Here is a 26373-nt window from a genome sequence, read left to right on the forward strand (position 1 = left end):
GACTAGCGGCGGATGCCGGTCGCGAACGGCAACGTATTAACGAATGCCCGGTGGTGCTCACGATCGCACCACTCAAGCTTCAAATACGACTTACCGGCGGAAGCGCGAATGGTGCGCTTGTCGCGCGCCAGCGCTTCCGGGGAGCGCGAGGACACCGTGATGTAGCCGACGAGGTTGACGCCGGCGGCGCCGCTCGCCAGGTCCTCGCCACGCTGGTCGATCCGCCCGTGGTGGGCGACGTCGCGCGGGTCCACGACCCGGTTCATCTTCGCGGCGCGGCTGGCGTCGGCGTCGTCGTTGGTCTTCTCGGTCAGCATCCGCTCGATGGCCACATCGGTGGGTTCGAGGTCCATGGTGACCGCGACCGTACGGATCACATCGGGGGTGTGCACCAGCAGCGGCGCCAGGAAGTTCACCCCGACCGGCGTCATGGGCCACTCCTTGACCCACGCGGTGGAGTGGTTCCAGGGTGCGCGGGTCGACGACTCACGGGTCTTGGCCTGCAAGTACGTCGGCTCGGTCGCGTCCAGCTCGGCCGGCCAGGCGTTGCGGCGGGTCATCGCCTGGATGTGGTCGATGGGGTGGTCCGGGTCGTACATCGAGTGCACCAGCGACGACAGCCTGGCCTGGCCCAGCGGCTGCCTGACGCGGATGTCGGCCTCGGCGAGACGGGCGCAGATGTCGTTCAGCTCACGGGCCATCACCGCGGCGAGTCCCGCGTCCTTGTCGACCTTCACGCCGCGGCCCGAGGTGGCGCGTGCCATCGCGTTGCCCTCGGCGGCCAGTTCGCGCGTGAAGTGCATGCACGCCACCAGATACGCGCGGTGCTGCTCGGAGGAGGTCGACACCATGGACTGGAGCTGGTCGTAGGAGTCCTTGAGCCAGTTCTCTGCCGCCGGGTCGCCGCGCTGGGCGACGTCCTTGGCGTGGGCGTCAGGGTCGGCGGGCAGGGTGCGGGCGAGCATCTGAAGCCGGGTCACGAAGCCGTCGCCGTTGGCCACATGCTTCAGCAGGGTGCCGAACCGCTCGACCAGGGCTTCCTGGTCCTCGCTGTCGCGCAGCCCGACGCCGGGTCCCTCGATCTCGATGGCGGCCGTCACCGTACGCCGGTCGACGTGCAGCAGCACCGCGATCTCGTCGGGCCCGAATGGCGCCGCCAGCCAACTGATCCGCCCGATCCCCGGCGGCGGCCCGACCTCGACCTCGCGCCCGTCGAGCCCGATTCCGGCCTCCTCGATCCCCGACCGGTAGGTGGGAGAGACCCGCAGCGTACGGCGGAAGGTGCGGTTGATCTCGAACCAGCGGTAGAACGTGCGCCGCCGGTACGGCATGTACACCGCGGCCAGGGCCAGCATCGGCCAGCCGACCAGGCCGACGATGCGCAGCAGCAGCACCGGGACCAGCAGGCCGCACAGCATGCCGAGGCCCGCTCCGGCCACGATCAGCGCGATCTCGCCGGTCTCCCGGTTCTTGCCCACGATCGCGTTGGGCCGGGCCTTGCCGATCAGATACGTACGGCGCGGCTGGGTGAAGGGCTGGGTCGTCACCGGCGATCACCTCCCTGCGAATTGCCGTTGTTCGATCCTGAGCCCGAGCCTCTGCCGAAGTTCGAGCCGAAGTTTCCGCCCCCGAAGCCGTTGCCACCGGTACGTGAGCCACCGCCGGAGCCGCCGCTCCCGCCGGACGGTCCCGGATTGCCGGTACGGCTGCTGTGCGCGGCCACCCCGCCCGCCACCGGGTTCGACGGCTGCGAGCCGCCGCCCTGCGCCTGCTCCTGCGGGCCGCCGCGCGCGCTGTGCGTGTTGATGCCCTGCCGCACCAGCGCCGCGGGCGACGAGATCACCGCGGCGGCCTGGCTCTGGCCGCTGGCCTTGCGGTTGTTCCGCAGATTCACCACGTCGTCGCCGAAGCCGGGCACGAATCGGTAGATCATCGCGCTCGCGAAGATCGCCAGCAGGATGATCGACAGGCCGGACACCACCGCTGAGAACGCGTCAGGCCCGTCCTTGGACGACGACAGCGCCCCGGCCAGACCCAGCACGATCACGATCACCGGCTTCACCAGGATCACCGCGATCATGATCCCGGCCCAGCGGCGCACGTGGCCCCACATGTTCTTGTCCACCAGACCCGCGTACACCGCGGTGCCCAGCAGCGCCCCCACGTACAGCAGGGCCGCCCTGATCACCAGTTCGAGCCAGAGCACACCGGCGGCCAGGATCGACACCATCGACACCACGATCAGCATGATCGGGCCGCCGCCGATGTCCTTGCCCTTCGTCAGCGCCCCCGAGAACGACCCGAAGAACACATCCGTGTTCGACGACGTCCCCGACGAGATCACCTCCGTGACCGCGTCCGTCGCCGTCACCACCGTGTACAGCACGAGCGGTGTGAACGCCGACGCCAGGACCGTCAGCCACAGAAACCCGACGGCCTCCGTCAGCGCCTCCGTCAACGGCACCCCGCGCACCGCCCGCTTCGCCACCGCCAGCAGCCACAGCACCAGCGTCAGAATCGTCGACGCCGCGAACACCACCGCGTACTGCCGCAGAAACGCGGTGTTCGTGAAGTCGACCTGCGTCGTCTTCGTCACCGCCTGGGACAGCTTGTCGATCGTCCACGCGGCGGCGTCGGCGCAGCCCCGCCCGAGGGACGTGAGCGGGTCGAGCGTGGTGCTGGAGTCGGTCCCGCCCTTGGTGGAGGTGGAGGGCGCGCCGTTCTCGCAGTACGACTTGGCCGGGCCGCGGATGAGCGCGCAGGGGTCTTTGGTCGCCGTACCCGAGCCCGGGGCCGTGGCCCTGGGCGAGGGATCGGCCAGCGCGCGCGTGGCGAGCAGCACCGCGGAGACCTGAACACTGCCCAGAACGGCGGCCAGGGTCAGGACACGACGACTACCGGGCATAGGTGAAGCCTCCGAACCCGTTCACTGCGTTGGTCATGTCCTGGGCCGACGAGGCGGCCTGGTCACGTCCTACCGGAGTGGGGCCGTCCTTCTGCTGGAAGGAGACGATCTTCCAGTCGTTGCCGACCCACTTCAGCTCGAACGTGTTCGTGTACCAGCTCTCGGCGACCGGGTTGGTGGACCCCTCGCCTGCCAGACCGAACAGCGACGAAAACCAGACGCTCACGGTGGCCGTGTCCCCGCTGATCTTCTCCGCCTTGGCGCCGACCGGGTTGACCCGGGAGATGAACGTCATCCCGGCCGGTGCCGTGCCGTCGGGCTTGAGCCCTATCCGCTGGAGGAAGGCCGCGTCGGAGTAAGCCTTGTCGAGATCGCTCTGCACCTTCGCGGCGGCGTCGGCCGCGTACACGGTGTCGACGATCTCGTGGCGGCGGGCGGCGGAGTACATGCCATCGCCTCCGAGGAAGACGGCGTAGTTCGCCGCCGCCGACTGCGCCCCCTCCCCGCTGTGCGCGAAGCCGGAGGGGATGCCGCCGCTCTTGCCGGTGACCGGCTTCTGGCCGGAGGGGGCGGTCGGGGCGTCCGTGCCGGTATTGCCCCCGCCCCCGCCACCGCCGCTGGAGCCGGCGGTGGCGCCGGAACCGGCCGCCGTGCCGTTGTCGGCGGAGCCGGAGGAGGACGGGTGGGAGCCGCGGTTGGCGAAGGCCAGGGCCACGACGAGGAGGGCGATGATGCTGACGACGGTGACCAGGGCGCGCCGGGGCTGGGGGCGGCGGCCACCGCCTCCGTGGCCGCCGTGGCCCTCCGGCATCCGGGTCCTGGTCGGGGGTCCGTCCTGGCCGAGGCTCATCGTGCCTTCGCCCCCTGGGGCGCCCGCGCCGCGGGCACGCCGGAGCGGCGTGTGGCACGGACGGCACCGCTGCTTGGTTGAGTGGGCATCAGCACGCAGCCTCAGGTGGGAAGGTGGAGCCTGGGACGGGCTCCAGGGACGTCGACGGAGAAGCGGATACGAAGTGGGACGGGCGGCTGTTTCCAGCGGGTCTCGGGTCTAGACGGCCATCCCGTACACGATGGTGAACAGCGTGCCGAGTGATCCGATGATGAACACGCCGGTCAGCCCGGCGATGATCAATCCCTTGCCCTGCTCCGCGCTGAAGGTGTCGCGCAGCGCGGTCGCGCCGATCCTCTGTTTCGCCGCGCCCCAGATCGCGATGGCCAGGCACAGCAGGATCGCCACCGCCATGACCACTTCGATCATCACGCGTGCTTCATTGCCGAGGGACCCGAAGGGTCCCCAGTCCGGTGCGATGCCACCGATGATGGTGTTGATGTCGCCCTTAGCGGCTGCCACGAACATGTAACTCACCACCCCGCTCGATCAGTTGGCTCCCTCGCCGGGGCGCAAGGGTCCAGGGTCTATCTTGGCCGAGGATGACGCTGTTGCATGTCGACTCAACGACTTTCTCGGCGGATCGTCCTGTGATCCGGCCCGTAGCCGTCAAAATAGTGCGCGGACCGGTGTTCGATAGGACGTAGACGACTACTCTGTGTATCACGAGCGTCACCGTAGGGCAACGATAGGAACGTACGAGACCGTACGAGTGCGTGTTCGGGAACCGAGAGGAAGGGTCGCCCTGTGGCGCGGAAGATCTGGCTCCCCGTCATTATCGGCTGTGGCCTGTGCTTTTCGTTCCTCGCGCTGCTCGTGGTGGGCACGTACTCGGCCGCGGCCGGGCTCGCGGGCGGTGGCGGCGGCGGGACGGTGACGCTCGCCAAGGGATCGGTTCCGGCCATATATCAGTCGCTCGTCCAGAAGTGGGGCAATCTCTGCCCCGCGCTCAACCCGGCACTGCTGGCGGCGCAGCTCTACCAGGAGAGCGGATGGAACCCGCGGGCGCAGAGTCCGGCCGCCGCGCAGGGCATCGCGCAGTTCATTCCGGGCACCTGGGCCACCCACGGCATCGACGCCAACGGTGACGGCAAGGCGGACGTCTGGGACCCGGAGGACGCGATCCCGTCGGCCGCCTCGTACGACTGCGAGTTGGCGTCGTACGTGAAGAACGTGCCGGGCGACCGGACGGCGAACATGCTGGCGTCGTACAACGCGGGCGCGTACGCGGTGATAACGGCGGGCGGTGTCCCGCCGTACGCGGAGACCCAGAACTACGTGAAGATCATCACCAGCCTGTCGAAGAGCTTCGCCGCGCCGGTCGGCCGGGTCGCGCCGTCGCAGCAGGCGGCCGGGGCGATCTACTACGCGCAGCAGCGGCTCGGCACCGACTATCTGTGGGGCGGTGAGGGTACGGCGGCGCAGGGCGGGCGGTTCGACTGCTCCGGGCTGACGCAGGCCGCGTACCACTCGGTGGGGATCGAACTGCCGCGCGTGGCCAACGACCAGTGGAACGCCGGGGCACACCCGTCGCGGGCCGAACTCCTCCCCGGCGACCTCGTCTTCTTCGCCACCGACCTGACCGACCCGCGCACCATCCACCACGTCGGGATCTACGTCGGCGGCGGCTACATGATCGACGCGCCGCACACCGGGGCCAAGATCCGCTTCGACCCGATCGGCTCGGCGGACTACATCGGGGCGACCCGCGTCACGCGCGACGGTGCGGCGGCGCTGCCGACGGCTCTGTAAGTCCCCGCCGCCCGACGCGGCTTTCGTGTCAGCTCTGCGTAAGGCTCTGGCCTGTGCGCCGGGCCGCAAATGGGCCAGATCGTCCTCTCCGGTCACCCTTGGATAACGGCATGGTGATCTTCTGGCGAAGACCGGAACGCTACGTAGCGTGTCGGTCGTTGTACGGGGGAGAATGGCGCGGGACGCAAGCGACGGGGGTTGCAGACGAGCCGAGCCGTACAGGCACAGTCAGTGAGTTGCTAGGTAAGGGGCACCACCCATGGCAGCGGTCGCCAATGACAGCGTGAACCCCGACATCAGCCTGCTCCGCGACATCAACGACCTGGCCAAGCACGCCCCGCGCGGTGTCGACCGGGCCGTGGAGTTCATCGGCGAGTACGGGCTGATCGGCCTCACCGTACTGCTGGCCGCCCTGTGCTGGTGGCGCGTCGCCCGCCGCGCCCCGGTCCCGGACGCCCCGGCCGCCGTCGCCGGTGTGCTGTGGTCCGGCCTCGCCGCCGGCATCGCCCTGCTGCTCAACATCCCGATCCGCGCCCTGGTCCAGCGGCCAAGACCCTTCGTGGACCACGACGGCATCGACGTCCTGGTCCACGGCAAGACCGACTACTCCTTCGTGAGCGACCACGCCACGCTGACCGCCGCCATGGCCGTCGCCCTCTTCATGGTCAGCCGCAAGGTCGGCACCGTCGCCATACTGCTCGCCCTCGGCGAGGGCTTCTGCCGCGTCTACATGGGTGTCCATTACCCCACGGACGTCATCGGCGGCTTCGCCCTCGGCGCCGCGACGGCCCTCCTCCTCGCCCCCCTCGCCCTAGCCCTCCTCACCTCACTCACCACCGCGGTCTCCCACTCCCGCGCGGCCTCCCTCATCCACTCCCGCCACCGCCTCGCCACCACCACCCCCGCACCCCCGCGCCGCGGCCAGCACTACCCCCACCAAAGCGCCCACGACAAGGACCTCGCCGCGTAGGCAGTGTCGCGGGCGGAACGTGTGGGGTCGTGTGAAGCCTGCCGCCGAAGGGGAGGGAACGAAGCGTGGCCGACGATGTGTGGGTCGACGGGATCGACCTTGAGCCAGGTGAGCGCCTGATTGCCCATGGCGGCGTCAAATTCGCCACCGGGCACTTCGGGATGGTCGACGGATTGCGCTTCTTTCGGGACTTCCAACGTCGGGACATCTCGGAGAGCCTGCCGGACTGGCCACCGAGTGACGCCCCCACCGAGGTGCCGGTCAAGCACACCCGACAGACGGCGTTGCGCAAGGCCGGTCGTTTCACCGAGTCCGCCTTGTCGTTGGTCATGTCCCTTGCCGTCGTCAGCCGGGACAGCAACGCCATTCCCGCCAACCTTGACCGGGCCAACGAATACGACGACTTCCCCGTGCTGTGGGCGGACCCTGGCACGGTCGCGTACGGCGCCCCCTGGCAACTGGACCCTGGCCGCAATACGGACAAGCCACAGGCTGTCGTCTGGCTGACGCAGCGGCGCGTGGTGTTCACCGATCCCGTGGGTGAGCCGCTGTGGGAGGTGTCGCGGAGCAAGCTCAAGGCCACGTCGCTGCGAAGGCTCAACAACCTGATTCCGGACGTTGTGCTGACGTTCACGGACGGATCGTGGATCCGGCTCGCCACGACCGACTACAAGGACATCGAATTGCGCGGGCAACTGGCGTCGCTCCGCCCCGAAGTCACACCTGACCAGGCGGAGTAGTTCCCGCTGCCTCGCCCGCCGCGTGCGCGTCCACGGTAGGAAACGCGACGCTCTTCAGGACGGTTCCCAGCATCACCGAGAAGTTCTCCCAGTACTCCATGGCGGCGGTCTCCAGCGTGAGAACGGCCAGGCACGGTCCGTTGGGGAACGGGACGTACGCCTGCAGTCGGCCCATGCGCAGCGGCGCGTCCTTGCCCGTCGCCGTGTAGGCGCCGTTGAAGGTGACTTCCTGTACCGAGATGCCGGCCACCGCCGGGCCGCATGCGAGATCGAGCCGCAGGACGTCGACTCCGGTGGCGGTACGGGTCAGCACTTCCTGAATGCCGTTGGCGGCGATCTCCGGCGAAGCGTGCTGTGAGGGCACGACCGCGATCGTGAACGAACACTGCGCCACGCCGCCCGAGCCGGTGTCGAAGAATCCCATGGCGGCGAACTCCAACCCGGCACCCAGCATCGCGTCCGTGACGCCGTCGTAGACCGGGGCGAAGCCGTTCCAGATCCGGTCGTCGCCGTTCGGGTAGATCTCCCGCACCAGCCGTCCCAGCGCTTCCCGCCGCTCCTCGCCTTCGGCCGCCGTGTCCAGCGGCAACGGGTGGAACCCGTCCGGGAGTTCAAAGAAGAAGGGCGGAATGTTCTGTTCGGTGTCCTGGGTCGTCGTTGACATGGATGTCCGCCCTCCTCGGCTGGATCGGTCTGCCGGGTCAGAATGACGCGGCCCAGGCAAGGGCCTTGCCCGCTACTCGAATGTTCTCGGCTACCTGCGGGTGGGTCTTGTCCAACGTCTTCATGTCCTTGGCCAGTTCCAGCGGGACCGTCACCGCGTGGGTGGTGAGCTTGATGCCGCCGTCGATGGCGCGGGCCGCCGGAGACAGGGCCTCTATCGGCGCGCCACCGAACACCTTGAGCGCGGGGTTGAGCACCTTCGTGCCGATGAGCTGATTCGTACGGTTGAACTGGATGACGCCTTCGAGCGCGGCACGGCTGCGCCCCACCACGCCTGAGCCCTTGATGAACTCCTGCTCGACGCGTTCCCCGAACAGCACGTACGGCTTGACCGCCTTCACCGTCAGCGAGAGCCCCTTCACCGCCGATTCGGAGAAGCGCGCCGCCTCGGAGCCCACTTCTGCCACCTTCGCGCCCGTGGTGAACCCCTGAATGCCCGGCAGCACTCCCACGACGTCGAGACCGAGCGTCAGCCAACTCACGTCCGCTCCGGCGAGCTTGGCCACAAGGTGTGTGGCGAGTGTCGCGGCACCGAAGGTGATGGCCGCGGCCGCGAAGAAGGCGCCGACCGGCTCGAACGGTGCCGTGAAGATCGCGATGGCGCCGAGCAGCGCGGTGGCCGCGCCCAGGAGGTCGCCGATGGTCTTGATGATGTCGGCGTTGTCCTTCACCCATTGGAGAGTGTCGTCCCAAGCGCCCGCGACGCCGTGCGCGATACGGCTGAACAGGCCCGGTTTGTCCGGGGCGATGTCGCCAGCCTTGTCGAGGTCGTGGCTGATGGAGGTGGCGGCGGTGGTGAAGCGGTTGTGGAGTTCTTCGGCGCGGTGGTGTACGCCGTCGAGGGCGTTGGTGGCGTCGGTGACGGCTTGTTGGGCTTTGGCGTCCTTGCCGAGTTGGGCGGGGGTGACGAAGGCGGGCCGGTCGCCTGGGGGGTGGGGCGGGTCGGCGGCGGACTTCGCGTGGTCGAGGGAGCCCTGTTTGGTGGCGGCTTCCTTTTCGAGGGCGTCGGCCTCGGCCTGGAAGCCGTGGAGTTGGTCGGCCCAGCGGGACAGGGCGCTGGAGGCGCGGCCGAAGGAGTCGTGCGCCTTCTTGATCAGGGGCGCGACGTCGCTGTCGATGTGGGAGACGAAGGCCGTGGCGGCCTCGCCCTTCCAGTAGCCGCAGTCGAGCCGGTCCAGCTCGGTGACGGTCGCCGTCAACTCTCCGTGCAGATCGCCCAGTTGGCGCGCGAGCGCGCGCGCCCTGTCCACGTCCCCCGGCGTCGGGTCGAACCCGAGCAGCGGGAACTTCCCCGCCCGCGCGTCCCCCATCGAACCCACCCTCCCCGCCCCGCCCGAAGCTCTGGTGTTCGAGTGATCGACGCTATACGTACGGTGATCGACGTGACAAGTGGGGCCCCTGGGGTGGGCGCGATTCCGGGAGTGAAGGGTGTGTGAAGTGTGCTGCGAACCGGTACCGATCACGGGAGGGCCCTACAGCCCCACGACGCGCGCCGGTAATGTCAAGGGCTACGCGCAACTGACTCGGTAACTGGACGACTCACGGGGGATCTCATCGTGACCCGCTCATCCCTGCCCATCGCCGTCGCCCTCGCAGCGTCGGCGGGCCTGCTGCTGACCGCTTGTGGTGGGGGTGGGTCGGACAGCTCGGACAAGATTCAGCCGTCGGAGACGGTGACGACGGCGGCGCCTACGGCGACATCGGCTTCGCCTACGCAGGCGGCGGGGCCGAACGCTCCGAAGTTCGATCTGCCGTCGGGCATCACCACCGACTTCAAGGGCTTCGACAGCAGTGACCCGAAGAAGCAGGCGATTCTGTCGAGTGCGAAATACGCGGCGCTCTCAATCCTTGAGTTCGAGGCGAAGGTTTACACAAAGGAGACGCCGAACTTCAAGCGCTTCTGGACGGGTGCCCACGGCGCGACCTTCGCGGACTCGATCATCTCGCAGGGCAAGGACGGAAGTGTCATCACAGGTGACTACCCGTACTACAACGCCGTGGTGAAGACGCTTCAGGGCGGGACCGGCAACGTCTCGGTGCAGTACTGCGAAGACCAGCGAAAGGCTTACGCCAAGGACTCCAAGACCGGAAAGGTCACGGTCACGACGCCGTCCCTCTCGGACTTCCGCTTGTGGACGCTGCTCATGACCAAGAGTCCTTCGGGTGAATGGACCGTATTTGACCACACCTGGGTTCAGGGGGCGAAGCAGTGCCAGGTAGCTTGATGCACACACTCGTACGAGGCGGCGTGGTTCTCCTGACGTGCACTGCCGTGCTGACTGCGGGCGTCACCACTGCTTCAGCAGGTAACGGCAAATCAGGCAAAGGCTCTGGAACCACTACTACCACCGGGGACGGGACCACCTATACCGCGCATGTGGACTACGTCCACCGCGGGACGGGGGACGGGGACAATCCGCAGCCGGTGAGGTCGTCCAATGCCAACTTCTCGCCGCCGGTGTGCTGGTACACGGCCATGACTCCGGCGCAGATGAAGGCGGAGATCATGGCGCGGTTCTACAAGGCCGGTCACGACGGGTCGGGCACGACCTACAACTTCTACAACGATCAGAACAACGAAATGGACGGGTACAAGTACAACGAGGGCAAGGACGGTAATTGGTGGGTCCTTACCTGGGACGAAGTACAGTTGAACCAGCCGAACCATGGCTTCTGCCCCTATGACGACGGGTACTTCTGGCGGCCGCCCGCCGACCCGCCGGCCGGACAGATCACGCCGAAGATGTTGGCCGACGCCGCGTACGGGCAGATGAAGCTGCCGTCCAAGGGTGTTGACCTCAGTCCGGCGCCGGAGAATCAGAAGGTCAATCTGCCGACGTATGTGAAGTTCCAGCGGGCGAACGCGCAGGTGTCGGTGACGGCGCAGCTCACGGAGCCGAATGGGCAGGTGCTCGCGGCGACGGTGACGGCGGTGCCGCAGAGCCTGAGGGTGCAGGCGGGGACGCAGTACGCGCGGCCGGGGAGTTGTGAGTACGACCTCGGCGGGGCGGCGGCGTTGAACTCGGCGGGGGCCGGATGCAACGTCACGTACCTGAAGGCGAGCGCGGGGACGTATCCGTTCACGGCGGACATGACGTGGCGCGTGTGGTGGACACCGACCGCGAATTCGCAGCCCAACGGTACGCCGATGGACGCGGGATTCTCCGAGTTCCAGCAGGACGTCACCGTGCAGGAGATTCAGGCTGTCAACCGCTGAACCGCGGTGGGTCGCTTCACCTTTGCTCGGGTTTCCCCCGGGGGGGGCTAGAGGGCCTGGGGGAAGGTGAAGAGGCGGTGGGGGTCGAGGTGGGATTTGAGGGCGGTGAGGCGGGGGGCGTTGGGGCCGTAGTAGGCGGTGCGCCAGGTGGGGAGGGTGGGGTCGGCGTAGTTCTGGTACGCGGCGCCCGAGGCGTAGGGGGACATGGCCTTGTGGGTGGTGTCGAGCCAGCCGGTGGTGGAGAGGGCGTCCGAGGCCAGGTATTGGGTGAGGACGCGTGAGGTGCGGTGGCAGAAGGCGGTGTCCGTGGGGGACGGGCGGTTGACCGCGCCGCCGAGGGCGGTGAGGGCGATGCTGCCGGCGCCGTCGCCGGACTGGGCGGAGAGCCGCTCGACGGCCGAGAGCAGCGTGGAGATGCCCGCGTCCGGCAGGTCCTTGTCGTAGAAGTCGGAGCGCGCGGTGTAGGTCTCGCGGTGCAGGTGCCCGGCGGGGGTCAGACGGCACTGGGCGGCGGACAGACCGGCGCAGCCCGCGTACGAGAAGGTCGCGTCGAGATAGCTGTGCGGGCGCAGCGAGACGGTGCTGGCGTCGGCGCCGATGCCGGCGGCGAGCCGGTCGGTGGCGGCGGCGAGGTCGTCGCGGGAGCCGGTGGAGAGCATCGGGACGGCCACGGTGGGGGAGCCGCCGGCGTCGCAGTCGAGGTGCAGGGCGGACCAGATGTGGTCCGGCTGGTCGGGGCCCCAGCGCTGCCAGGCGCGGATCACGGCGGCGGCCCGGCTCCACGGCCAGGTGAGGTAGCCGGTGACGACGCCGTCGGGCATCGGGTGGGTGGCGAAGCGCAGTGACGTGACGACGCCGAACTGGCCGTTGCCCGCGCCGCGCAGCGCCCAGAACAGCTCGGGCTGGGAGTCGGCGGAGCAGTCGAGGACCCGGCCGTCGGCGGTCACGATGGTGGCGCCGACGAGGCTGTCGCAGGTCAGGCCCATGGAGCGGCTCATGACGCCGTGGCCGCCGCCGAGCGCGAGTCCTGAGACGCCGACGGTCGGGCAGGACCCGGCCGGGATCGTCCGGCCCCGCTTGCCGAGGGCGGAGTAGACGTCGATGAGCTTGGCGCCCGCGCCGACCGTGGCGGTGGTGCCGTCGAGGCGGATCGAGTTGAGCCGGGAGACGTCGATGACCAGGCGGCCGTCGCCGCTCGACCAGCCCGCGTAGGAGTGGCCGCCGCTGCGGATGGCCAGCGGGGTGGCGGTGCGACGGGCGAAGTCGAGGCAGGCGCGGATGTCGGAGGTGCCGGTGACGTACGCGATGCCCGCCGGACGCAGGCCGTCGAAGCGGGTGTTGTACAGGATCCGGTCGGCGGCGTACGCGCTGTCGTCCGGGCGTACGAGGCCGCCGTCCAGGGACGTGGCGAGGGCCGGCCAGTCGGGTTTGACGGGGGGCGCGGTGGTGGCCGCGGTCGGCGTGGCGGAACCGCCGGAGGACGACGAGGGCGCGGACGTACCGCCCTTGGCGTCGTCGCCGCTGTCGGGTCCGCAGCCGGTCAGCCAGGCGGCGGCCAGTACGGCCCCGCCCGCCTTGAGCGCGGTCCTGCGCTCGACCCGGTCGCCCTTGTCCATACGGTCACCCCGGTCACTTCGGTCCTCCGGGTCCGTCAGGACCGCAGGCTCCACACGACTCACTTGCCCCACCGCCTTCGCCTATCCGTAGACGTGCGAATCATGAGCCCGGTTGCGGAGCGCGAGGCGCGGGGCGAGAAGACTACAGCGGGGCGGGGACGGTACGGCGGGGTGAGCGCAGTACAGCGAGGTGGGAACAGTACGGCGGGGTGAGCGCAGTACAACCGGGTGAGCGCAGGACAGCCGGGCGCGACCGGCGCGAAGGGCGGGAACGCGGCGCGCGTCAGCCGGAGATGTGCTCCTCCGCATCGCGTCTCGCGCGGTCCCTGGCCCGCCGGGCCGGACCCTTCCAGCCACACGAGCAGCGGGCGACGGCGAAGGAGCCGCGCTCGACGATCGACGTCCGGTGGCCACCGTCCGGAGCGTCGGCCGGAGTTCCCGACGGAGTTCCGGCTGAAGCTGTGACGGAGGCCCTGGCGGAATCCTGCTCGGCACGCAAGTTGAGCACGAGACCACCGTAGCGGGCGTGACGGGGCACTTCCGACAGTCGTTAGACGCCGTAAGGCCCCGGCCGGTCGAGGCCGGTCCAGGAATGCTCCAGGAATGGTTCAGGGATGGTGGCGGCGATGGCCCCGGGGGTAGCGACGGTACGGCGCGCGACGGCAGTACGGCGGCGCCGAGGACGTACGAAGGCCGCCATGGCCGCGGCGCTCGGCTGCGCCTGCGGGGCCGCCCTGCTCACCGGCTGCGTCGGGCAGGGCGCGGCGGCCGAGAGCGGCAAAGACGCCAAGGGGCACGACCCGGCGCAGGCGGTGCGCGGTGCCGCGGACGTCCTCGTACGGGCGGGCAGCTCGCACGTGGACACCTCGATGCGGATGGCCAGCGGCGGCACCTGGCTGACCATCACCGGCACCGGCGGTTTCGACTACGTGAAGCGGCAGGGCGAACTGCGGCTGCTGCTGCCCAGGGACGCGGCGGGCGCCGAGGAGCACAAGCCGATCATCGAACTGCTCACGCCGGGCGCCCTCTATATGAAGGACCGCGGCGAGGGCGTGCCCGAGGGGAAGTGGGTACGCGTCGACACCGACCGGCTGCCGGACGGCAATCTGGTGACCGGCGGCGCCACCGAGCCGCTGGCCGCCGCCGAACTGCTGCGCGGCGCCCAGGACGTCGAGCTGGTCGGCGTCGAGACCCTGCGCGGTACGAAGGTGTGGCACTACCGGGGGACCGCCGACATCGGGCGCGCGGCAAAGGCCGCCGCGCCCGGCGTACGCGGGCCCTTGCAGGCGGCGGCCAAGGGATTCACGGTCACCCGGGTGCCCTTCGACGCGTGGCTGGACGAGGCGGGGCGGCTGCGCCAGGTGAGCCAGCGGTTCACCTTCAGCTCGGACGACCAGAAGGACAAGAAGATCGACAAGAGGGACGACAAGCAGGCCGGACAGAACGACAAGCAGACCGGCGAGAACGCCAAGGGCGGCCTCGACACCCCCCGTACGACGACCGGTGCCGGCGGCCGTACGACGAGCGCCGCCGCGCCCGACGTCACCGTGGTCTCTACCACTCGCTTCGACGATTTCGGCCGCGCCGTCCCCGTCACCATGCCCCGAGCTGCCGACATCTGGACGGGCAAGATCGTTTCTTCCCAGCAGGGGTAAGGGCTCTTCGCGGTAACGGCCCTCACCGGAAAGGGCGTTGTCGAAATGGTCCATCCGTGCCATGCGCGGACCGGGTGCCGGTCCCTACCCTGGCTTGAGGCAGTGGCAGACAGCCAAGAGCCAGGCACTCGTGGACGAGGAGGTGGTGCGCGTATGGCGCCGTCGCCCGGAATGCTGGTCGTCCAGGACGATCCGGTGGCCCTCGCGGAGATCGAACTCTGCGGTGAGCTGATGATCGCCGCGTCCACCGCCGACGAGGAGCGGCTGAGCTTCGCCCGGATCGACGAGGTGCTGGGGGTCGCGCGCGACCGCGAGTCGATGCCCGCGCTCCTGGTGCGCGCCCCGCTCTCCGACCGCGCAACCGGCTGACACCGGGGCGCGCCGCCCGTACGCCCCCCGGAACGACCGGGAAAGCCGCTCCCGGAACCCCTGGAACCCCCTGGAACCCCCGAACCCCCCGGAAGAGCCGCCCCCGCCTACGTCCGCAGCAGCCGCGCTATGGCCGCCGTCGCCTCCGCCACCTTCTCGTCGATCTCCGGCCCGCCGCCGACCGCCGCCGCGGCCACGCAGTGCCGCAGGTGCTCCTCCAGGAGCTGGAGGGCGAAGGACTGGAGGCCCTTCGTGCTCGCCGACACCTGGGTGAGGATGTCGATGCAGTAGACGTCCTCCTCGACCATCCGCTGCAAGCCGCGGATCTGCCCCTCGATCCGGCGCAGCCGCTTGAGGTGGGACTCCTTGTCATGGCTGTATCCATGCGGCCCCTGGGGGCGCGAAGATGGGCCGGAACCCGTGTCCGCCCCCGCGTCCCGAGGTGACTGTTCCGGCGTGATCTCCGCCTCAACCCCGGCCGGTTCCCTGGCCTCCGTCGTCATCGTCAACCCCGCCCTTCCTGTCCCGTTATACCCCTGCCGGGTATATCGTACCGAATCGACACCTTGTGCGACGCATCCCCGGTGAGGGGGACACTTCTGGATGGGCGACACTGGGTGACGCCCATTAGCCGTGGCCGGATGATGCGCCTAGCATCAACGAGACCGAATCCGATGCACACCGAGGACCTCACGTGCGCTTTCGTCTGACCCCCAGGGAGACGAGCTTCTACGACATGTTCGCCGCGTCCGCGGACAACATCGTCACCGGTTCGAAGCTCCTCATGGAACTGCTCGGGGCCGATTCGGCTACCCGGACCGAGATCGCCGAGAGAATGCGGGCGGCGGAGCACGCGGGGGACGACGCGACCCACGCGATCTTCCACCAGCTCAACTCCTCCTTCATCACCCCCTTCGACCGCGAGGACATCTACACCCTCGCCGGGTCGCTCGACGACATCATGGACTACATGGAGGAGGCCGTTGACCTGGTCGTCCTCTACAAGGTCGAGGAGCTGCCGAAGGGCGTCGAGCAGCAGGTCGAGGTGCTGGCACGGGCGGCCGAGCTGACCGCGGGAGCCATGCCGAACCTGCGCACCATGTCCAACCTCACCGAGTACTGGATCGAGGTCAACCGGCTGGAGAACCAGGCCGACCAGATCCACCGCAAGCTGCTCGCGCACCTGTTCAACGGCAAGTACGACGCCATAGAGGTGCTCAAGCTCAAGCAGATCGTGGACGTACTGGAAGAGGCCGCGGACGCTTTCGAGCACGTGGCGAACACGGTGGAGACCATCGCGGTCAAGGAGTCCTGACCTACGTGGACACCTTCGCTCTGGTCGCGACCATCGGGGTCGCGCTCTTCTTCACGTACACCAACGGGTTCCACGACTCGGCGAACGCCATCGCCACCTCGGTGTCGACCCGCGCGCTGACCCCCAAGGCCGCGCTGGCCATGGCCGCCGTGATGAACCTCGCGGGCGCGTTCCTGGGCAGCGGCGTCGCCAAGACCGTCAGCAAGGGGCTGATCGAGACCCCCACCGGCCGCAACGGCATGGGCATCCTCTTCGCCGCGCTCGCCGGTGCGATCATCTGGAATCTGGTCACCTGGTACTTCGGTCTGCCGTCGAGTTCCAGCCACGCGCTGTTCGGCGGTCTGGTCGGCGCCGCGCTGGCCGGCGGCGTCACCGTGCACTGGTCGGGCGTGGTCGACAAGGTCATCGTCCCGATGTTCGTCTCGCCCGTGGTCGGCCTGGTCGTCGGCTACCTCGTGATGCTGGCGATCCTCTGGTTCTTCCGCCGCGCCAATCCGCACAAGGCCAAGCGCGGCTTCCGTATCGCGCAGACCGTCTCCGCGGCGGCGATGGCGCTCGGCCACGGTCTCCAGGACGCGCAGAAGACGATGGGCGTGGTCGTCCTCGCCCTGGTCATCCACGACCCGAGCAACGGGTACGGCATCCCGATCTGGGTCAAGTTCGTGTGCGCCGCGATGATGTCGCTCGGTACGTACGCGGGCGGCTGGCGGATCATGCGGACGCTGGGGCGTCGCATCATCGACCTCGACCCGCCGCAGGGCTTCGCCGCCGAGACGACGTCCGCGGGCATCCTCTACGCGACCTCGTACATCTTCCAGGCGCCGGTCTCCACGACCCACGTCATCACCTCCGCGATCATGGGCGTCGGCGCGACCAAGCGGGTCAAGGCGGTGCGCTGGGGGGTGGCCAAGAACATCGTGGCCGGATGGTTCATCACGATGCCCGCCGCCGGTCTCGTGGCCGCCATCGGCTTCTACCTGGTGCGGCTGATCTTCGGCTGACCCGTCGCGCGCATCAAGGCGACGCCCCCTGACATGGGTTCGGCCCCGCTTCCCGTCACCGGGAAGCGGGGCCTGCGCCTTGCGGTGGCACCGCCATGCAGCACCGCGCGGCGGTTCTGTCACCCGAAGCGGCCCGAGATGTAGTCCTCGGTGGCCTGGACCGACGGGTTGGAGAAGATGCGCTCGGTGTCGTCGATCTCTATGAGCTTGCCGGGCTGGCCGACCGCGGCCAGGTTGAAGAACGCGGTGCGGTCGGAGACACGGGCGGCCTGCTGCATGTTGTGCGTGACGATCACGATCGTGAAGCGGGTCTTCAGCTCACCGATCAGGTCCTCGATGGCCAGGGTGGAGATCGGGTCGAGCGCCGAGCACGGCTCGTCCATCAGCAGCACCTGCGGCTCGACCGCGATGGCGCGGGCGATGCACAGCCGCTGCTGCTGGCCGCCGGACAGGCCGGAGCCGGGCTTGTTGAGCCGGTCCTTGACCTCGTTCCAGAGGTTGGCGCCCTTGAGGGACTTCTCGACGATGGTGTCCAGCTCGCCCTTCTTGCGGACACCGTTGAGCTTGAGACCGGCCGCCACGTTGTCGTAGATCGACATGGTGGGGAACGGGTTCGGCCGCTGGAAGACCATGCCGACCGTGCGGCGTACGGTCACCGGGTCGACGCCCGTCCCGTACAGGTTCTCGTCGTCCAGCAGCACCTTGCCCTCGACGCGGCCGCCGGGGGTGACCTCGTGCATGCGGTTCAGGGTGCGCAGGAAGGTGGACTTGCCGCAGCCGGACGGGCCGATGAAGGCGGTCACGGTGCGGGGCTCCACGGTCATCGAGATGTCCTCGATGGCCTTGAAGGCGCTGTAGTACGCGGTGAGGCCGCTGACGTCGATTCGCTTGGCCATGGGGATCACTTCTCTTCTCAAGGTCGTCTGATGTCGGCCGCGTCAGCGACCTGCCACGCGGCGGAGCCGCTCATCGATGCTTCGGGGCCTTCCAGCGGGCGATGCCGCGGGCCACCAGGTTGAGGATCATCACGAAGGCGATGAGCACCAGAGCCGCGGCCCACGCGCGGTCGTAGCTCGGCTCGTTGCCGTTGCCGTACTGCTGGTAGATGAAGAACGGCAGCGACGACTGCGGGTCCTTGAAGGGGTCCGTGTTGATCAGGTTGCTGCCGAACACCAGCAGGGCGATCGGCGCGCTCTCGCCCGCGATGCGGGCGATGGCGAGCATGACGCCGGTGGTGATGCCGCCGATCGCGGTGGGGATGACGACCTTGACGATGGTGCGCCACTTCGGGACGCCCAGGGCGAGGGATGCCTCGCGCAGCTCGTTCGGGATGAGCTTGAGCATTTCCTCGGTGGAGCGGACGACGATCGGCATCATCAGGATGGCCAGGGCCAGCGAGCCGGCGAAACCGGTCGCGGGGGCCTTGCCGATCAGCACGAACCACATCGAGAGGATGAACAGACCGGCCACGATCGACGGGATGCCGGTCATGACGTCGACGAAGAAGGTGACCCACTTCGCGAGCGCGCCCTTGCCGTACTCGACCAGGTAGATCGCGGTGAGTATGCCCAGCGGCGCGGCGATGACCGCGGCGATGCCGACCTGCTCCAGGGTGCCGATGATGGCGTGGTAGACGCCGCCGCCGGGCTGGATGGTCAGCACGTTGTTCATCGAGTGCGTCAGGAAGTTGACGTCGAGGACCTTGACGCCCTTGCTGATCGTCGTCTCGACCAGCGAGTAGAGCGGGATGACGGCCAGGATGAAGCTGGACCAGACGAGGCTGGTGGCCACCCGGTCCTTGGCCTGGCGGCGCCCCTCGACCTGCGCGGTGATGACGTACGAACCGGCGACGAAGAGGAGCAGCGCGATCAGGCCCCACTGGATCTTGCTGTCGAGCCCGAAGCCCGCGCCGATCGCTCCGGCGACGACGACGGCTCCGGCCGCGATGGCCAGCGGAGCCCACTTGGGGAGCTGACGGGAGGCCAGCGGCGGCGTGGCGGGAGCCTCCGCCGGGGCCGGCGGCTTGTCGTCCACGATCAGGTCGCTCATGCGTTGGCCCCCGAGTACTCCTTGCGGCGGGCGATGATCAGTCGGGCCGCGCCGTTGACCAGCAGGGTGATGAAGAAGAGCACCAGGCCGGAGGCGATCAGCGCGTCGCGGCCGAACTCGTCGGCCTCACCGAACTTGGCGACGATGTTCTGCGAGAAGGTGCCGCCGAGCGGGTCCAGGATGTGCGCGGACAGTTGCGGCGAGGCGGACAGCACGGTGGCCACCGCCATGGTCTCGCCGAGCGCGCGGCCCAGGCCCAGCATCGAGGCGCTGATGATGCCGGAGCGCGCGAAGGGCAGCACCGACAGGCGGATGACTTCCCAGCGGGTCGCGCCGAGCGCGAGCGCCGCCTCCTCGTGCATCTTGGGCACCTGGCGGATCACTTCGCGGCTGACGTTGGTGATGATCGGCAGGATCATGATCGCCAGCAGGATGCCGACGGTGAACAGCGACCGGGCGGCCGAGTTCGGGTCCTGCTTCTCGAAGATGACGGTCCAGCCGAAGTACTTGTCCAGCCAGAGGTTGAGGCCCTTGAGGTGCGGCACCAGGAAGAGCGCGCCCCACAGGCCGTAGATGATGCTGGGCACCGCGGCGAGCAGGTCGATCACGTAGGCGATCGGACCGCCCAGGCGGCGCGGTGCGTAGTGCGTGACGAACAGGGCGATGCCGACGGCGATCGGGACCGCGATGACCATCGCGATGACCGAGCTGACGACCGTGCCGTAGGCCAGTACGGCGATGCCGAACACCGGCGGGTTGAGGCTGGCGTTCCACTCGAAGGTGGTCAGGAAGTTGCCGTGGTCCTTGGAGATCGCGCTCACCGAGCGGACCGTCAGGAAGATGGCGATGGCCGCCATCACGACGAGGAGGAAGATGCCGGACCCGCGGGAGAGTCCCGCGAAGATCCGGTCGCCGGGCCGGGTGACGGTCTTCGTCTCCACCGGTGGCGCGGTAGGGGGAGGGGCGGTGGTGGTCATAGGGATTTCTCCGGTCTGGGTGGGGGACGTTCGGTCCCCCGGCGGCGGTGCACCGGATGTACGGCGGGCCCCGCGGTCGCCAGGACCGCGGGGCCCGCCGACTCGACTAGGACAGGGCGGTGATGGTGGAGCGGACCTTCGTGGCGATCTCGGTCGGCAGCGGGGCGTAGCCGGCCGCCGAGAGCTTCGCCTGACCGGCGTCGCTGGCGATGTAGGTCAGGAAGGACTTGGTGAGCGGCAGGGTGTCGGCCTTGTTGCCCTTGTCGCAGGCGATCTCGTACGTCACCAGGACGATCGGGTAGGCGTTGTCCGCCTTGGTGGTGTACGCGGCGCCCAGGTCCAGGGACAGGTCGGAACCGGTGCCGACGACCTTGGCGGAGGCGATACCGGCCGACGCGTTCTGCGAGGTGGCCTCGACCGGCGCGGAGGCACCGGTGTTGATCTTCACCGTCGGGATGGTGCTGGCGGTCGCGTAGGACAGCTCGAAGTAACCGATGGAGCCCTCGGTCTGCTTGACCAGCGCGGCGACACCGGCGGACTTCGCGGCGGCCTGGCCGCCCTTGCCCATCCACGCCTTCGCGTGCTCGTACGGCCAGTCGGCCGGAGCGGCGCCCTTCAGGTACTTGGTCAGGTTGTCCGTGGTGCCGGACTCGTCCTGGCGGTGCACGGTCTGGATCTTGGAGCTCGGCAGGGTGACGCCCGGGTTGAGCTTCTTGATCGCTTCGTCGTTCCAGTTGGTGATCTTCGAGTTGAAGATCTTCGCCAGGGTGGGCGCGTCCAGAACCAGGTTGCTCACACCGGAGAGGTTGTAACCGACGGCGATCGGGCCGCCGACCATCGGGATGCTGATGCCCTGGCCGTTGGTGCAGACCTTCTTCGAGGCGGTGACCTCTTCGGGCTTCAGCGGGGAGTCGGAGCCCGCGAAGGCGTCCGTGCCCTGGTTGAAGTCGACGATGCCCTCACCGGAGGACGAGGTCTTGTAGTTGATCGTCGCGCCCGAGCAGGCCTGCTGGTAGTCCTTGACCCACGACTCGATCGCGTTCTGCTGGGCACTGGAGCCGGAGGCCAGGATCTGGCCCTTCTCACAGGCGATGCCGCTCGCGTTGGCGCTGCTGTCGGACGAGCTGGCCGAGGCGCTGCCGCTGGGCGTGGACGTGGAGTCGTTGTTGTTGTCCGAACCACAGGCGCTCAGGACCAGCGCGCCGGTAATCGCGACCGCGCCGACGGTCAGGGCCCGCAGCCCGTTCTTACGCTGAAGCTTCACCTTCGTGTGTTCCTTCCAAAAGCCCGCCGGTGGACGGCGAAGCAGAGGGTTATGGGTTCTGCATCCACCCGGCGTCGCGTGATGCTCACCGGTAAGCCCGAAATTAGGCAGATGAAGTGAAGCGACCGACGGAAGGGAGTGAACGCCAGGTGAACCTCGTCTATCAGGGTGGTGCCGCTACGCGCGTTACGCGCGCCGTGGTGACGAAGTGGTATCCGGGGCTGTCGTTGTGTCACAAAGGAACACGGGCAGGTCACGGGGGTGACACGGGCCGGTTACGGCCGCCGGGCGGGCCGATCGGCACGCGGTGGTACGTCGGTTCACCGGCCGTCCACCCGCTCGGGCGTCCGCTCGTGCCCCCGCTCGGGCCCCGCGAGCCGGTACGGCCGGCCCGGTGAGCCCGTTGTGGGACCGCTCCGCCGACGGCCGTCAGCCCGCCAGCGCGTGCAGCAGCGCGTCCACGAGGGGCCGGTCGCGGTCGTGGGTGAGCCTGCGGCGGGCAGCCGAGGGCGGCAGCCAGATCATCCGGTCCACCTCGTCGTTGGGGACGAAGGAGCCCTCCCACGCCTCGGCCGCCCAGTAGCGGACCTCCTTGGGGCGGCCGTCCACCAGATAGCGCGACGTCGGCAGCGGGGCGCCGAGTGAGCAGCCCAGGCCGGTCTCCTCACGGGTCTCGCGCAGCGCGGCGGCAGGGAACTCCTCGCCGCGCTTCAGCTTGCCCTTCGGCAGGCTCCAGTCGTCGTAACGCGGCCGGTGCACCAGCGCCAGTTCGATCCCGCCGTGGTACGGCGAGACGCGCCACAGCACGACGCCCGCCGCCCGTACGGTCGTTCCGCTCTTGTCGCCCGCGCGTTTCATTCCGTGCGCGCCCCCGGTACGGAATTCGGCCCAGGGCCCGGCACGGGTCCCGGTGCGGCACTCGCCACGGGACCGGGCGGACCGGGCCGAGAGGCGCCGGAGCCCGGCTGCCACAGCCGCGAGAAGGCGAAGCGCGCGGCTTCCACCTCGTGCCGCTGGTCGGCGTGGAGCACGCCCAGCGCGTACGCGGTCGCCGGAGCTATGCGCGGGGTGCGGGCCGCCGCCGCGACGGCCGCCGCGCACTCGGCCGCCTCGCGGTGCCTGGCCAGCAGCACGGCCGCCTCGGCCAGCCGCTGCGCCGCCGCCTCGCCGTCCGGGTCGATGCCCCGGCAGACCTCGGCCGCGTAACGGCTCAGCCGCAGCAGCACCCGCACCTGGTGCCAGGGGGAGTCCTGGAGGTCGGCCGTCAGCTCGGTGCCGAGCGCCGCCTGGACGGCCTCCGCGTTGTACGGGTGCGCCGCGCGCAGCAGCGGCAGCGCGCCCGCCGCGTCGGCCAGCCGCCGGTCGGCCTGCGCGGCGAGCGGCGGCAGTACGGTCGCGGCCGGTCCCTCGGCCGCCGCGGTCAGCGGCACCTCGGAGGCCAGGACGGCGATGTTGTCCGCGAGCGCGTGGAAACGCGAGGAGCCCATCGCCTGGAGCGTCGCCGAGTGCGCCCGGGTACGGGCCAGGGTGAGCTGCCGCTCCAGGAGGGCCCCGGCGCGCGCGGCGCCCAGCGCCAGCGGACCGCTCCCGGCCGGGGGCGGCGGGACCGCGGGCGCGGGCGGCCCCGGGACGTCGCCGGTGTCCGCGGGGGCCTTGCCGCCGGCGTCCGGGTCCGGGTCCGCGGCGGCCGACAGCCGCCGCAGCGCCTCCAGCAGCCGCGCCAGCCGGGCGGTGTACTGCGGCTCGCGGGCCAAGGTGGTGGCCAGCCAGCCCAGTTCGGCGCGGAGCGACTCGGCCCACACCGGGTCGGTCAGCGGCGCGTAGATGTGCAGGACCCCGCCGATCCGCCGGGCGCTGGCCCGCAGCAGTTCGTCGGCGTCGCCCTCGTGCTCGCCCCGCAGGCCCAGGGCCCGCAGGAAGGCGGTGGCCTGGTCGTGCAGATAGCGCGCGAGGGTGCCGCCCGCCGTACCGCCGGGCGGGCCCGCGGGCGTGGGGCCCGCGTCGGCCGTGGGCGCCGCGGCCGTCCGCGACTGCGGTGTACGCGCTTGCGTCGTACGTGTCCCCGTCGTGCCGCCCGGTGCGGGGGCGGCGGCCGGTGGGCCCGGGTCGCCGCTCCCCGCGGGGGTCAGCGGGGGGCTGTCAGGTAGCTGCTGCTGGGCCACGCCGGCGCCTCCGGGCGTCGATGAGCATCTCCTGGACATTGCGCAGCGGCTTCCCGTCCGGGTCGGTGCTGTGCCGGGTCCAATTACCGTCCGCCGCCAGGTGCCAGGAGGAGGTCGTGTCCGACATCCCGTCCTCCAGCAGGCGGTTGAGGGTGGCGCGGTGGGTCGGGTCGGCGACCCTGACCAGCGCCTCGATGCGGCGGTCGAGGTTACGGTGCATCATGTCGGCGCTGCCGAACCAGACTTCGGTCTCGCCGCCGTTGCCGAACGCGAACACCCGCGAGTGTTCGAGGAAGCGTCCGAGCACGCTGCGGACCTTGATGTTCTCGGACAGACCGGCGACGCCCGGCCGTACCGCGCAGATCCCGCGCACCCAGATGTCCACCGGGACCCCGGCCTGCGAGGCGCGGTAGAGCGCGTCGATGATCTGCTCGTCGACGATCGAGTTCACCTTCAGCCGGACATACGCGGGACGCCCGGCGCGCTGGTGCGCGATCTCCTCCATGATCCGGGAGATCAGGCCGTCGCGCAGACTGCGCGGCGCGACCAGCAGCCGGTTGTAGACCTCGCGGCGCGAGTAGCCGGACAGCCGGTTGAACAGGTGCGACAGATCCGCGCCCACCTGCGGGTCGGCCGTCAGCAGACCGAGGTCCTCGTACAGCCGGGCCGTCTTCGGGTGGTAGTTGCCGGTGCCGACGTGGCTGTAGCGGCGCAGGGTGTCGTCCTCCTGGCGGACCACCAGCGACAGCTTGCAGTGCGTCTTGAGGCCGACCAGGCCGTAGACGACATGGCAGCCCGCCTCCTCCAGCTTGCGCGCCCACTTGATGTTGGCCTGCTCGTCGAAGCGCGCCTTCAGCTCGACCAGCACCAGCACCTGCTTGCCCGCCTCGGCCGCGTCGATCAGCGCGTCGACGATCGGCGAGTCGCCCGACGTCCGGTACAGCGTCTGCTTGATTGCCAGGACGTCGGGGTCGGCGGCGGCCTGGTCGAGGAACGCCTGCACGGAGGTGGAGAAGGAGTCGTACGGGTGGTGCAGCAGCACGTCCCGGCGGCGCAGCGCCGCGAAGATGTCGGGCGCCGACGCGGACTCGACCTCCGCCAGGTCGCGGTGGGTGCCCGCCACGAACTTCTGGTACTTCAGCTCGGGGCGGTCCAGGCCCGCGATGGCGAACAGCCCGGTCAGGTCCAGCGGACCCGGCAGCGGATACACCTCGTTGTGCTTCATCTTCAGCTCGTGCACCAGCAGGTCGAGCACGCGCGGGGCGATGGACTCCTCGACCTCCAGGCGGACCGGCGGGCCGAAGCGGCGGCGCATGAGTTCCTTCTCCAGCGCCTGGAGCAGATTCTCGCCGTCGTCCTCCTCCACTTCCAGGTCCTCGTTGCGCGTGACCCGGAACATGTGGTGGTCGAGCACCTCCATGCCGGGGAACAGCTCCTCCAGGTGCGCGGCGATCACGTCCTCCAGCGGCACGTACCGCTGCGGGCCCGCCTCCAGGAAGCGCGACAGGATCGGCGGCACCTTCACCCGCGCGAAGTGCTCGTTGCCCGAGACCGGATTCCGTACCACCACCGCCAGATTCAGCGACAGACCCGAGATGTACGGGAACGGGTGCGCCGGGTCGACGGCCAGCGGGGTCAGCACCGGGAAGATCTGCTGCCGGAACAGCGTGAACAGCCGCGCCTGCTCCTTCTCGGTCAGCTCGTGCCAGCGGATGACGTGGATGCCCTCGTCCGCGAGCTGCGGCGCCACGTCGTTCTGGAAGCAGGCCGCGTGCCTGGCCATCAGCTCCCGCGACCTGGTCAGGATCAGGTCCAGCACCTCGCGCGGCTGGGCGCCGGACGCCGAGCGGGTCGCGACACCGGTCGCGATACGCCGCTTCAGGCCCGCGACCCTGACCATGAAGAACTCGTCCAGGTTGCTGGCGAATATCGCCAGGAAGTTAGCCCGTTCGAGGAGCGGGGTCGCCGGGTCCTCGGCCAGCTCGAGCACCCGCTCGTTGAACGCCAGCCAGCTGCGTTCGCGGTCCAGGAAGCGGCCCTGCGGCAATTCCTCACCGAATTCCTCGCTCGCCTCGCCCAGGCTCGACGATCCCGGGTCCGGATTCGGTACGACGCGGGGGCGGAACGTCCCGGACGCCAACGACTGCTGGGGCTGGGCGGGAAAACTGGGGTGATTCGTCTGGGCCATGGGATGCGAGCCCTCCTCCTGGTCCGGCACGGGGCGGCCTGCGGCCGGCTCGGGGCGACCGTGGGCCGTCGGTCCATTGTCCCGTGTACCCGAGGGTTTCGGCAGGTCGGGCGGGGGAGGGGGTGCGGGGGCAGCGGGCTGCATCCTGCGATGCTCGCAAGCGAGGTTGAATCGCCGGTAACGAGAGCGTTGCCGTCAGGCAAGCGGGACGCTTCCAGCGGGGGTGCCCTCGAATCTCGGCCCGCGCCCCGTCCGAACCCTCCGGTCCGCCCCCTCCACCTCCACCTCGCGCAGGTGAGCCCCTTCCCCTGGGCGCGGCCCCGCGGGTCCCCTGCCGGGGGGGTGAGCCGATCTTCCCAGGGGCCGCCCCTGGACGGTTCTTCTGCCGGGCGCCGGCCCCGTGTTTTTTGGGGCGCGGCCCCCCGGGGGGGTCTTCTGCCAGGAGGGTGGGCCGATCTTTTAGGGCGCGCCCTGGGGCGGTTCTTCTGCCGAGGCGGCACGCCGTGTAGTTAGGGGCGCGGGGAACTGCGCGCTCAGCCCGCGCGGTGGCGCGGGTGATGAACCGGCCCCAGCGGGGCAGA

General features: G+C 69.6%; 24 protein-coding genes. 9 read left to right on the forward strand and 15 right to left on the reverse strand.

Annotation, left to right across the window (positions count from 1 at the left end; translation table 11 throughout):
- Window positions 1-2 precede the first annotated feature (2 nt).
- The 4 genes from ACZ37P_RS30250 to ACZ37P_RS30265 all read right to left on the reverse strand — a co-directional run bounded on the left by ACZ37P_RS30250 (window position 3) and on the right by ACZ37P_RS30265 (window position 4262).
- Entirely contained in the window at window positions 3-1547 is a 1545-nt protein-coding gene (locus tag ACZ37P_RS30250; RefSeq protein ID WP_188285554.1) for an SCO6880 family protein, read from the reverse strand.
- Window positions 1544-2905 carry a hypothetical protein gene (locus ACZ37P_RS30255; RefSeq protein WP_391164017.1) on the reverse strand — a complete coding sequence of 454 codons (1362 nt, stop codon included), beginning with the start codon at window positions 2903-2905 and terminating at the stop codon, window positions 1544-1546. Before ACZ37P_RS30255 ends, ACZ37P_RS30250 begins: the two co-directional genes overlap by 4 nt.
- The gene (locus ACZ37P_RS30260; RefSeq protein WP_467349522.1) at window positions 2895-3755 is read right to left on the reverse strand and encodes a DUF8175 domain-containg protein; all 861 of its coding nucleotides are present in this window, start codon (window positions 3753-3755) and stop codon (window positions 2895-2897) included. Before ACZ37P_RS30260 ends, ACZ37P_RS30255 begins: the two co-directional genes overlap by 11 nt.
- A gap of 198 nt (window positions 3756-3953) precedes the next feature.
- Window positions 3954-4262: a hypothetical protein gene (locus ACZ37P_RS30265; protein WP_093717809.1), complete on the reverse strand. Its 309-nt coding sequence runs from the start codon at window positions 4260-4262 to the stop codon at window positions 3954-3956.
- A gap of 279 nt (window positions 4263-4541) precedes the next feature.
- Here ACZ37P_RS30265 and ACZ37P_RS30270 point away from each other — a divergent pair, with 279 nt between their 5' ends.
- The 3 genes from ACZ37P_RS30270 (at window position 4542) to ACZ37P_RS30280 (ending at window position 7256) form a co-directional block, all read left to right on the forward strand.
- Window positions 4542-5546: a C40 family peptidase gene (locus tag ACZ37P_RS30270; protein ID WP_355341827.1), complete on the forward strand. Its 1005-nt coding sequence runs from the start codon at window positions 4542-4544 to the stop codon at window positions 5544-5546.
- A gap of 259 nt (window positions 5547-5805) precedes the next feature.
- Window positions 5806-6516, forward strand: a complete 711-nt coding sequence (locus ACZ37P_RS30275) for a phosphatase PAP2 family protein (RefSeq protein ID WP_391049765.1) — start codon at window positions 5806-5808, stop codon at window positions 6514-6516.
- A gap of 65 nt (window positions 6517-6581) precedes the next feature.
- Window positions 6582-7256, forward strand: a complete 675-nt coding sequence (locus tag ACZ37P_RS30280) for a hypothetical protein (RefSeq protein WP_467349523.1) — start codon at window positions 6582-6584, stop codon at window positions 7254-7256.
- Here the strand turns inward: ACZ37P_RS30280 and ACZ37P_RS30285 are convergent.
- Together ACZ37P_RS30285 and ACZ37P_RS30290 are read right to left on the reverse strand one after the other, a co-directional pair.
- On the reverse strand, window positions 7234-7920 hold the full coding sequence (locus ACZ37P_RS30285) for a hypothetical protein (protein WP_467349525.1): 687 nt from the start codon (window positions 7918-7920) through the stop codon (window positions 7234-7236). The genes ACZ37P_RS30280 and ACZ37P_RS30285 overlap by 23 nt on opposite strands.
- A gap of 37 nt (window positions 7921-7957) precedes the next feature.
- Complete coding sequence (locus ACZ37P_RS30290; protein ID WP_467349526.1) at window positions 7958-9289, reverse strand: putative T7SS-secreted protein; 1332 nt, start codon at window positions 9287-9289, stop codon at window positions 7958-7960.
- 246 nt (window positions 9290-9535) lie between these two features.
- On the opposite strand from ACZ37P_RS30290, the gene ACZ37P_RS30295 reads away from it, so the two are divergent.
- Both ACZ37P_RS30295 and ACZ37P_RS30300 read left to right on the forward strand, forming a co-directional pair.
- Entirely contained in the window at window positions 9536-10204 is a 669-nt protein-coding gene (locus ACZ37P_RS30295) for a hypothetical protein (protein WP_467349527.1), read from the forward strand.
- Window positions 10205-10227: 23 nt separating this feature from the next.
- Window positions 10228-11196 (forward strand): hypothetical protein, encoded by a 969-nt coding sequence (locus tag ACZ37P_RS30300; protein WP_467349528.1) that lies wholly within the window; start codon window positions 10228-10230, stop codon window positions 11194-11196.
- Between the two features lie 47 nt (window positions 11197-11243).
- Here the strand turns inward: ACZ37P_RS30300 and ACZ37P_RS30305 are convergent, their stop codons facing one another.
- The gene (locus tag ACZ37P_RS30305; protein ID WP_467349529.1) at window positions 11244-12812 is read right to left on the reverse strand and encodes an FAD-binding oxidoreductase; all 1569 of its coding nucleotides are present in this window, start codon (window positions 12810-12812) and stop codon (window positions 11244-11246) included.
- A 698-nt stretch (window positions 12813-13510) separates the two neighbouring features.
- Here ACZ37P_RS30305 and ACZ37P_RS30310 point away from each other — a divergent pair.
- Together ACZ37P_RS30310 and ACZ37P_RS30315 are read left to right on the forward strand one after the other, a co-directional pair.
- On the forward strand, window positions 13511-14467 hold the full coding sequence (locus ACZ37P_RS30310) for an SCO4651 family lipoprotein (RefSeq protein WP_467349530.1): 957 nt from the start codon (window positions 13511-13513) through the stop codon (window positions 14465-14467).
- A gap of 153 nt (window positions 14468-14620) precedes the next feature.
- Window positions 14621-14836 (forward strand): hypothetical protein, encoded by a 216-nt coding sequence (locus ACZ37P_RS30315; RefSeq protein WP_391049753.1) that lies wholly within the window; start codon window positions 14621-14623, stop codon window positions 14834-14836.
- Between the two features lie 107 nt (window positions 14837-14943).
- Here ACZ37P_RS30315 and ACZ37P_RS30320 read toward each other — a convergent pair whose 3' ends face one another.
- Entirely contained in the window at window positions 14944-15339 is a 396-nt protein-coding gene (locus tag ACZ37P_RS30320) for a metal-sensitive transcriptional regulator (protein WP_391049799.1), read from the reverse strand.
- 191 nt (window positions 15340-15530) lie between these two features.
- Here ACZ37P_RS30320 and ACZ37P_RS30325 point away from each other — a divergent pair, with 191 nt between their 5' ends.
- On the forward strand, window positions 15531-16151 hold the full coding sequence (locus ACZ37P_RS30325) for a DUF47 domain-containing protein (RefSeq protein ID WP_188285542.1): 621 nt from the start codon (window positions 15531-15533) through the stop codon (window positions 16149-16151).
- 5 nt (window positions 16152-16156) lie between these two features.
- Window positions 16157-17152 (forward strand): inorganic phosphate transporter, encoded by a 996-nt coding sequence (locus ACZ37P_RS30330; protein ID WP_355341853.1) that lies wholly within the window; start codon window positions 16157-16159, stop codon window positions 17150-17152.
- A 119-nt stretch (window positions 17153-17271) separates the two neighbouring features.
- On the opposite strand, the gene pstB is transcribed toward ACZ37P_RS30330, so the two are convergent.
- From pstB to ACZ37P_RS30365, 7 genes are all read right to left on the reverse strand, one after another.
- Window positions 17272-18048 carry a phosphate ABC transporter ATP-binding protein PstB gene (gene pstB / locus ACZ37P_RS30335; RefSeq protein ID WP_188285540.1) on the reverse strand — a complete coding sequence of 259 codons (777 nt, stop codon included), beginning with the start codon at window positions 18046-18048 and terminating at the stop codon, window positions 17272-17274.
- 70 nt (window positions 18049-18118) lie between these two features.
- Entirely contained in the window at window positions 18119-19201 is a 1083-nt protein-coding gene (gene pstA, locus ACZ37P_RS30340; protein ID WP_355341857.1) for a phosphate ABC transporter permease PstA, read from the reverse strand.
- Window positions 19198-20178 (reverse strand): phosphate ABC transporter permease subunit PstC, encoded by a 981-nt coding sequence (gene pstC, locus ACZ37P_RS30345; RefSeq protein WP_355341860.1) that lies wholly within the window; start codon window positions 20176-20178, stop codon window positions 19198-19200. Before pstC ends, pstA begins: the two co-directional genes overlap by 4 nt.
- Window positions 20179-20284: 106 nt before the next feature.
- Complete coding sequence (gene pstS, locus ACZ37P_RS30350) at window positions 20285-21442, reverse strand: phosphate ABC transporter substrate-binding protein PstS (protein ID WP_355341863.1); 1158 nt, start codon at window positions 21440-21442, stop codon at window positions 20285-20287.
- A 429-nt stretch (window positions 21443-21871) separates the two neighbouring features.
- A complete protein-coding gene (locus tag ACZ37P_RS30355; RefSeq protein WP_355341866.1) occupies window positions 21872-22300 on the reverse strand; it encodes an NUDIX hydrolase in 429 nt (142 codons plus the stop codon).
- Window positions 22297-23604, reverse strand: a complete 1308-nt coding sequence (locus ACZ37P_RS30360) for a CHAD domain-containing protein (RefSeq protein WP_467349534.1) — start codon at window positions 23602-23604, stop codon at window positions 22297-22299. Before ACZ37P_RS30360 ends, ACZ37P_RS30355 begins: the two co-directional genes overlap by 4 nt.
- Entirely contained in the window at window positions 23582-25792 is a 2211-nt protein-coding gene (locus ACZ37P_RS30365) for an RNA degradosome polyphosphate kinase (RefSeq protein ID WP_355341872.1), read from the reverse strand. Before ACZ37P_RS30365 ends, ACZ37P_RS30360 begins: the two co-directional genes overlap by 23 nt.
- Between the last annotated feature and the right edge of the window lie 581 nt (window positions 25793-26373).

Source organism: Streptomyces sp. NPDC024632, from assembly GCF_055559175.1.

What these genes read in the sequence shown, in the direction of transcription:
- ACZ37P_RS30255 (WP_391164017.1), bottom strand. Translation starts at nt 2,905, where the DNA reads ATGCCCGGTAGTCGTCGTGTCCTGACCCTGGCCGCCGTTCTGGGCAGT.
- ACZ37P_RS30260 (WP_467349522.1), bottom strand. Translation starts at nt 3,755, where the DNA reads ATGAGCCTCGGCCAGGACGGACCCCCGACCAGGACCCGGATGCCGGAG.
- ACZ37P_RS30265 (WP_093717809.1), bottom strand. Translation starts at nt 4,262, where the DNA reads ATGTTCGTGGCAGCCGCTAAGGGCGACATCAACACCATCATCGGTGGC.
- ACZ37P_RS30275 (WP_391049765.1), top strand. Translation starts at nt 5,806, where the DNA reads ATGGCAGCGGTCGCCAATGACAGCGTGAACCCCGACATCAGCCTGCTC.
- ACZ37P_RS30285 (WP_467349525.1), bottom strand. Translation starts at nt 7,920, where the DNA reads ATGTCAACGACGACCCAGGACACCGAACAGAACATTCCGCCCTTCTTC.
- ACZ37P_RS30290 (WP_467349526.1), bottom strand. Translation starts at nt 9,289, where the DNA reads ATGGGGGACGCGCGGGCGGGGAAGTTCCCGCTGCTCGGGTTCGACCCG.
- ACZ37P_RS30305 (WP_467349529.1), bottom strand. Translation starts at nt 12,812, where the DNA reads ATGGACAAGGGCGACCGGGTCGAGCGCAGGACCGCGCTCAAGGCGGGC.
- ACZ37P_RS30310 (WP_467349530.1), top strand. Translation starts at nt 13,511, where the DNA reads ATGGCCGCGGCGCTCGGCTGCGCCTGCGGGGCCGCCCTGCTCACCGGC.
- ACZ37P_RS30315 (WP_391049753.1), top strand. Translation starts at nt 14,621, where the DNA reads ATGGCGCCGTCGCCCGGAATGCTGGTCGTCCAGGACGATCCGGTGGCC.
- ACZ37P_RS30320 (WP_391049799.1), bottom strand. Translation starts at nt 15,339, where the DNA reads ATGACGACGGAGGCCAGGGAACCGGCCGGGGTTGAGGCGGAGATCACG.
- pstB (WP_188285540.1), bottom strand. Translation starts at nt 18,048, where the DNA reads ATGGCCAAGCGAATCGACGTCAGCGGCCTCACCGCGTACTACAGCGCC.
- pstA (WP_355341857.1), bottom strand. Translation starts at nt 19,201, where the DNA reads ATGAGCGACCTGATCGTGGACGACAAGCCGCCGGCCCCGGCGGAGGCT.
- pstC (WP_355341860.1), bottom strand. Translation starts at nt 20,178, where the DNA reads ATGACCACCACCGCCCCTCCCCCTACCGCGCCACCGGTGGAGACGAAG.
- ACZ37P_RS30355 (WP_355341866.1), bottom strand. Translation starts at nt 22,300, where the DNA reads ATGAAACGCGCGGGCGACAAGAGCGGAACGACCGTACGGGCGGCGGGC.
- ACZ37P_RS30365 (WP_355341872.1), bottom strand. Translation starts at nt 25,792, where the DNA reads ATGGCCCAGACGAATCACCCCAGTTTTCCCGCCCAGCCCCAGCAGTCG.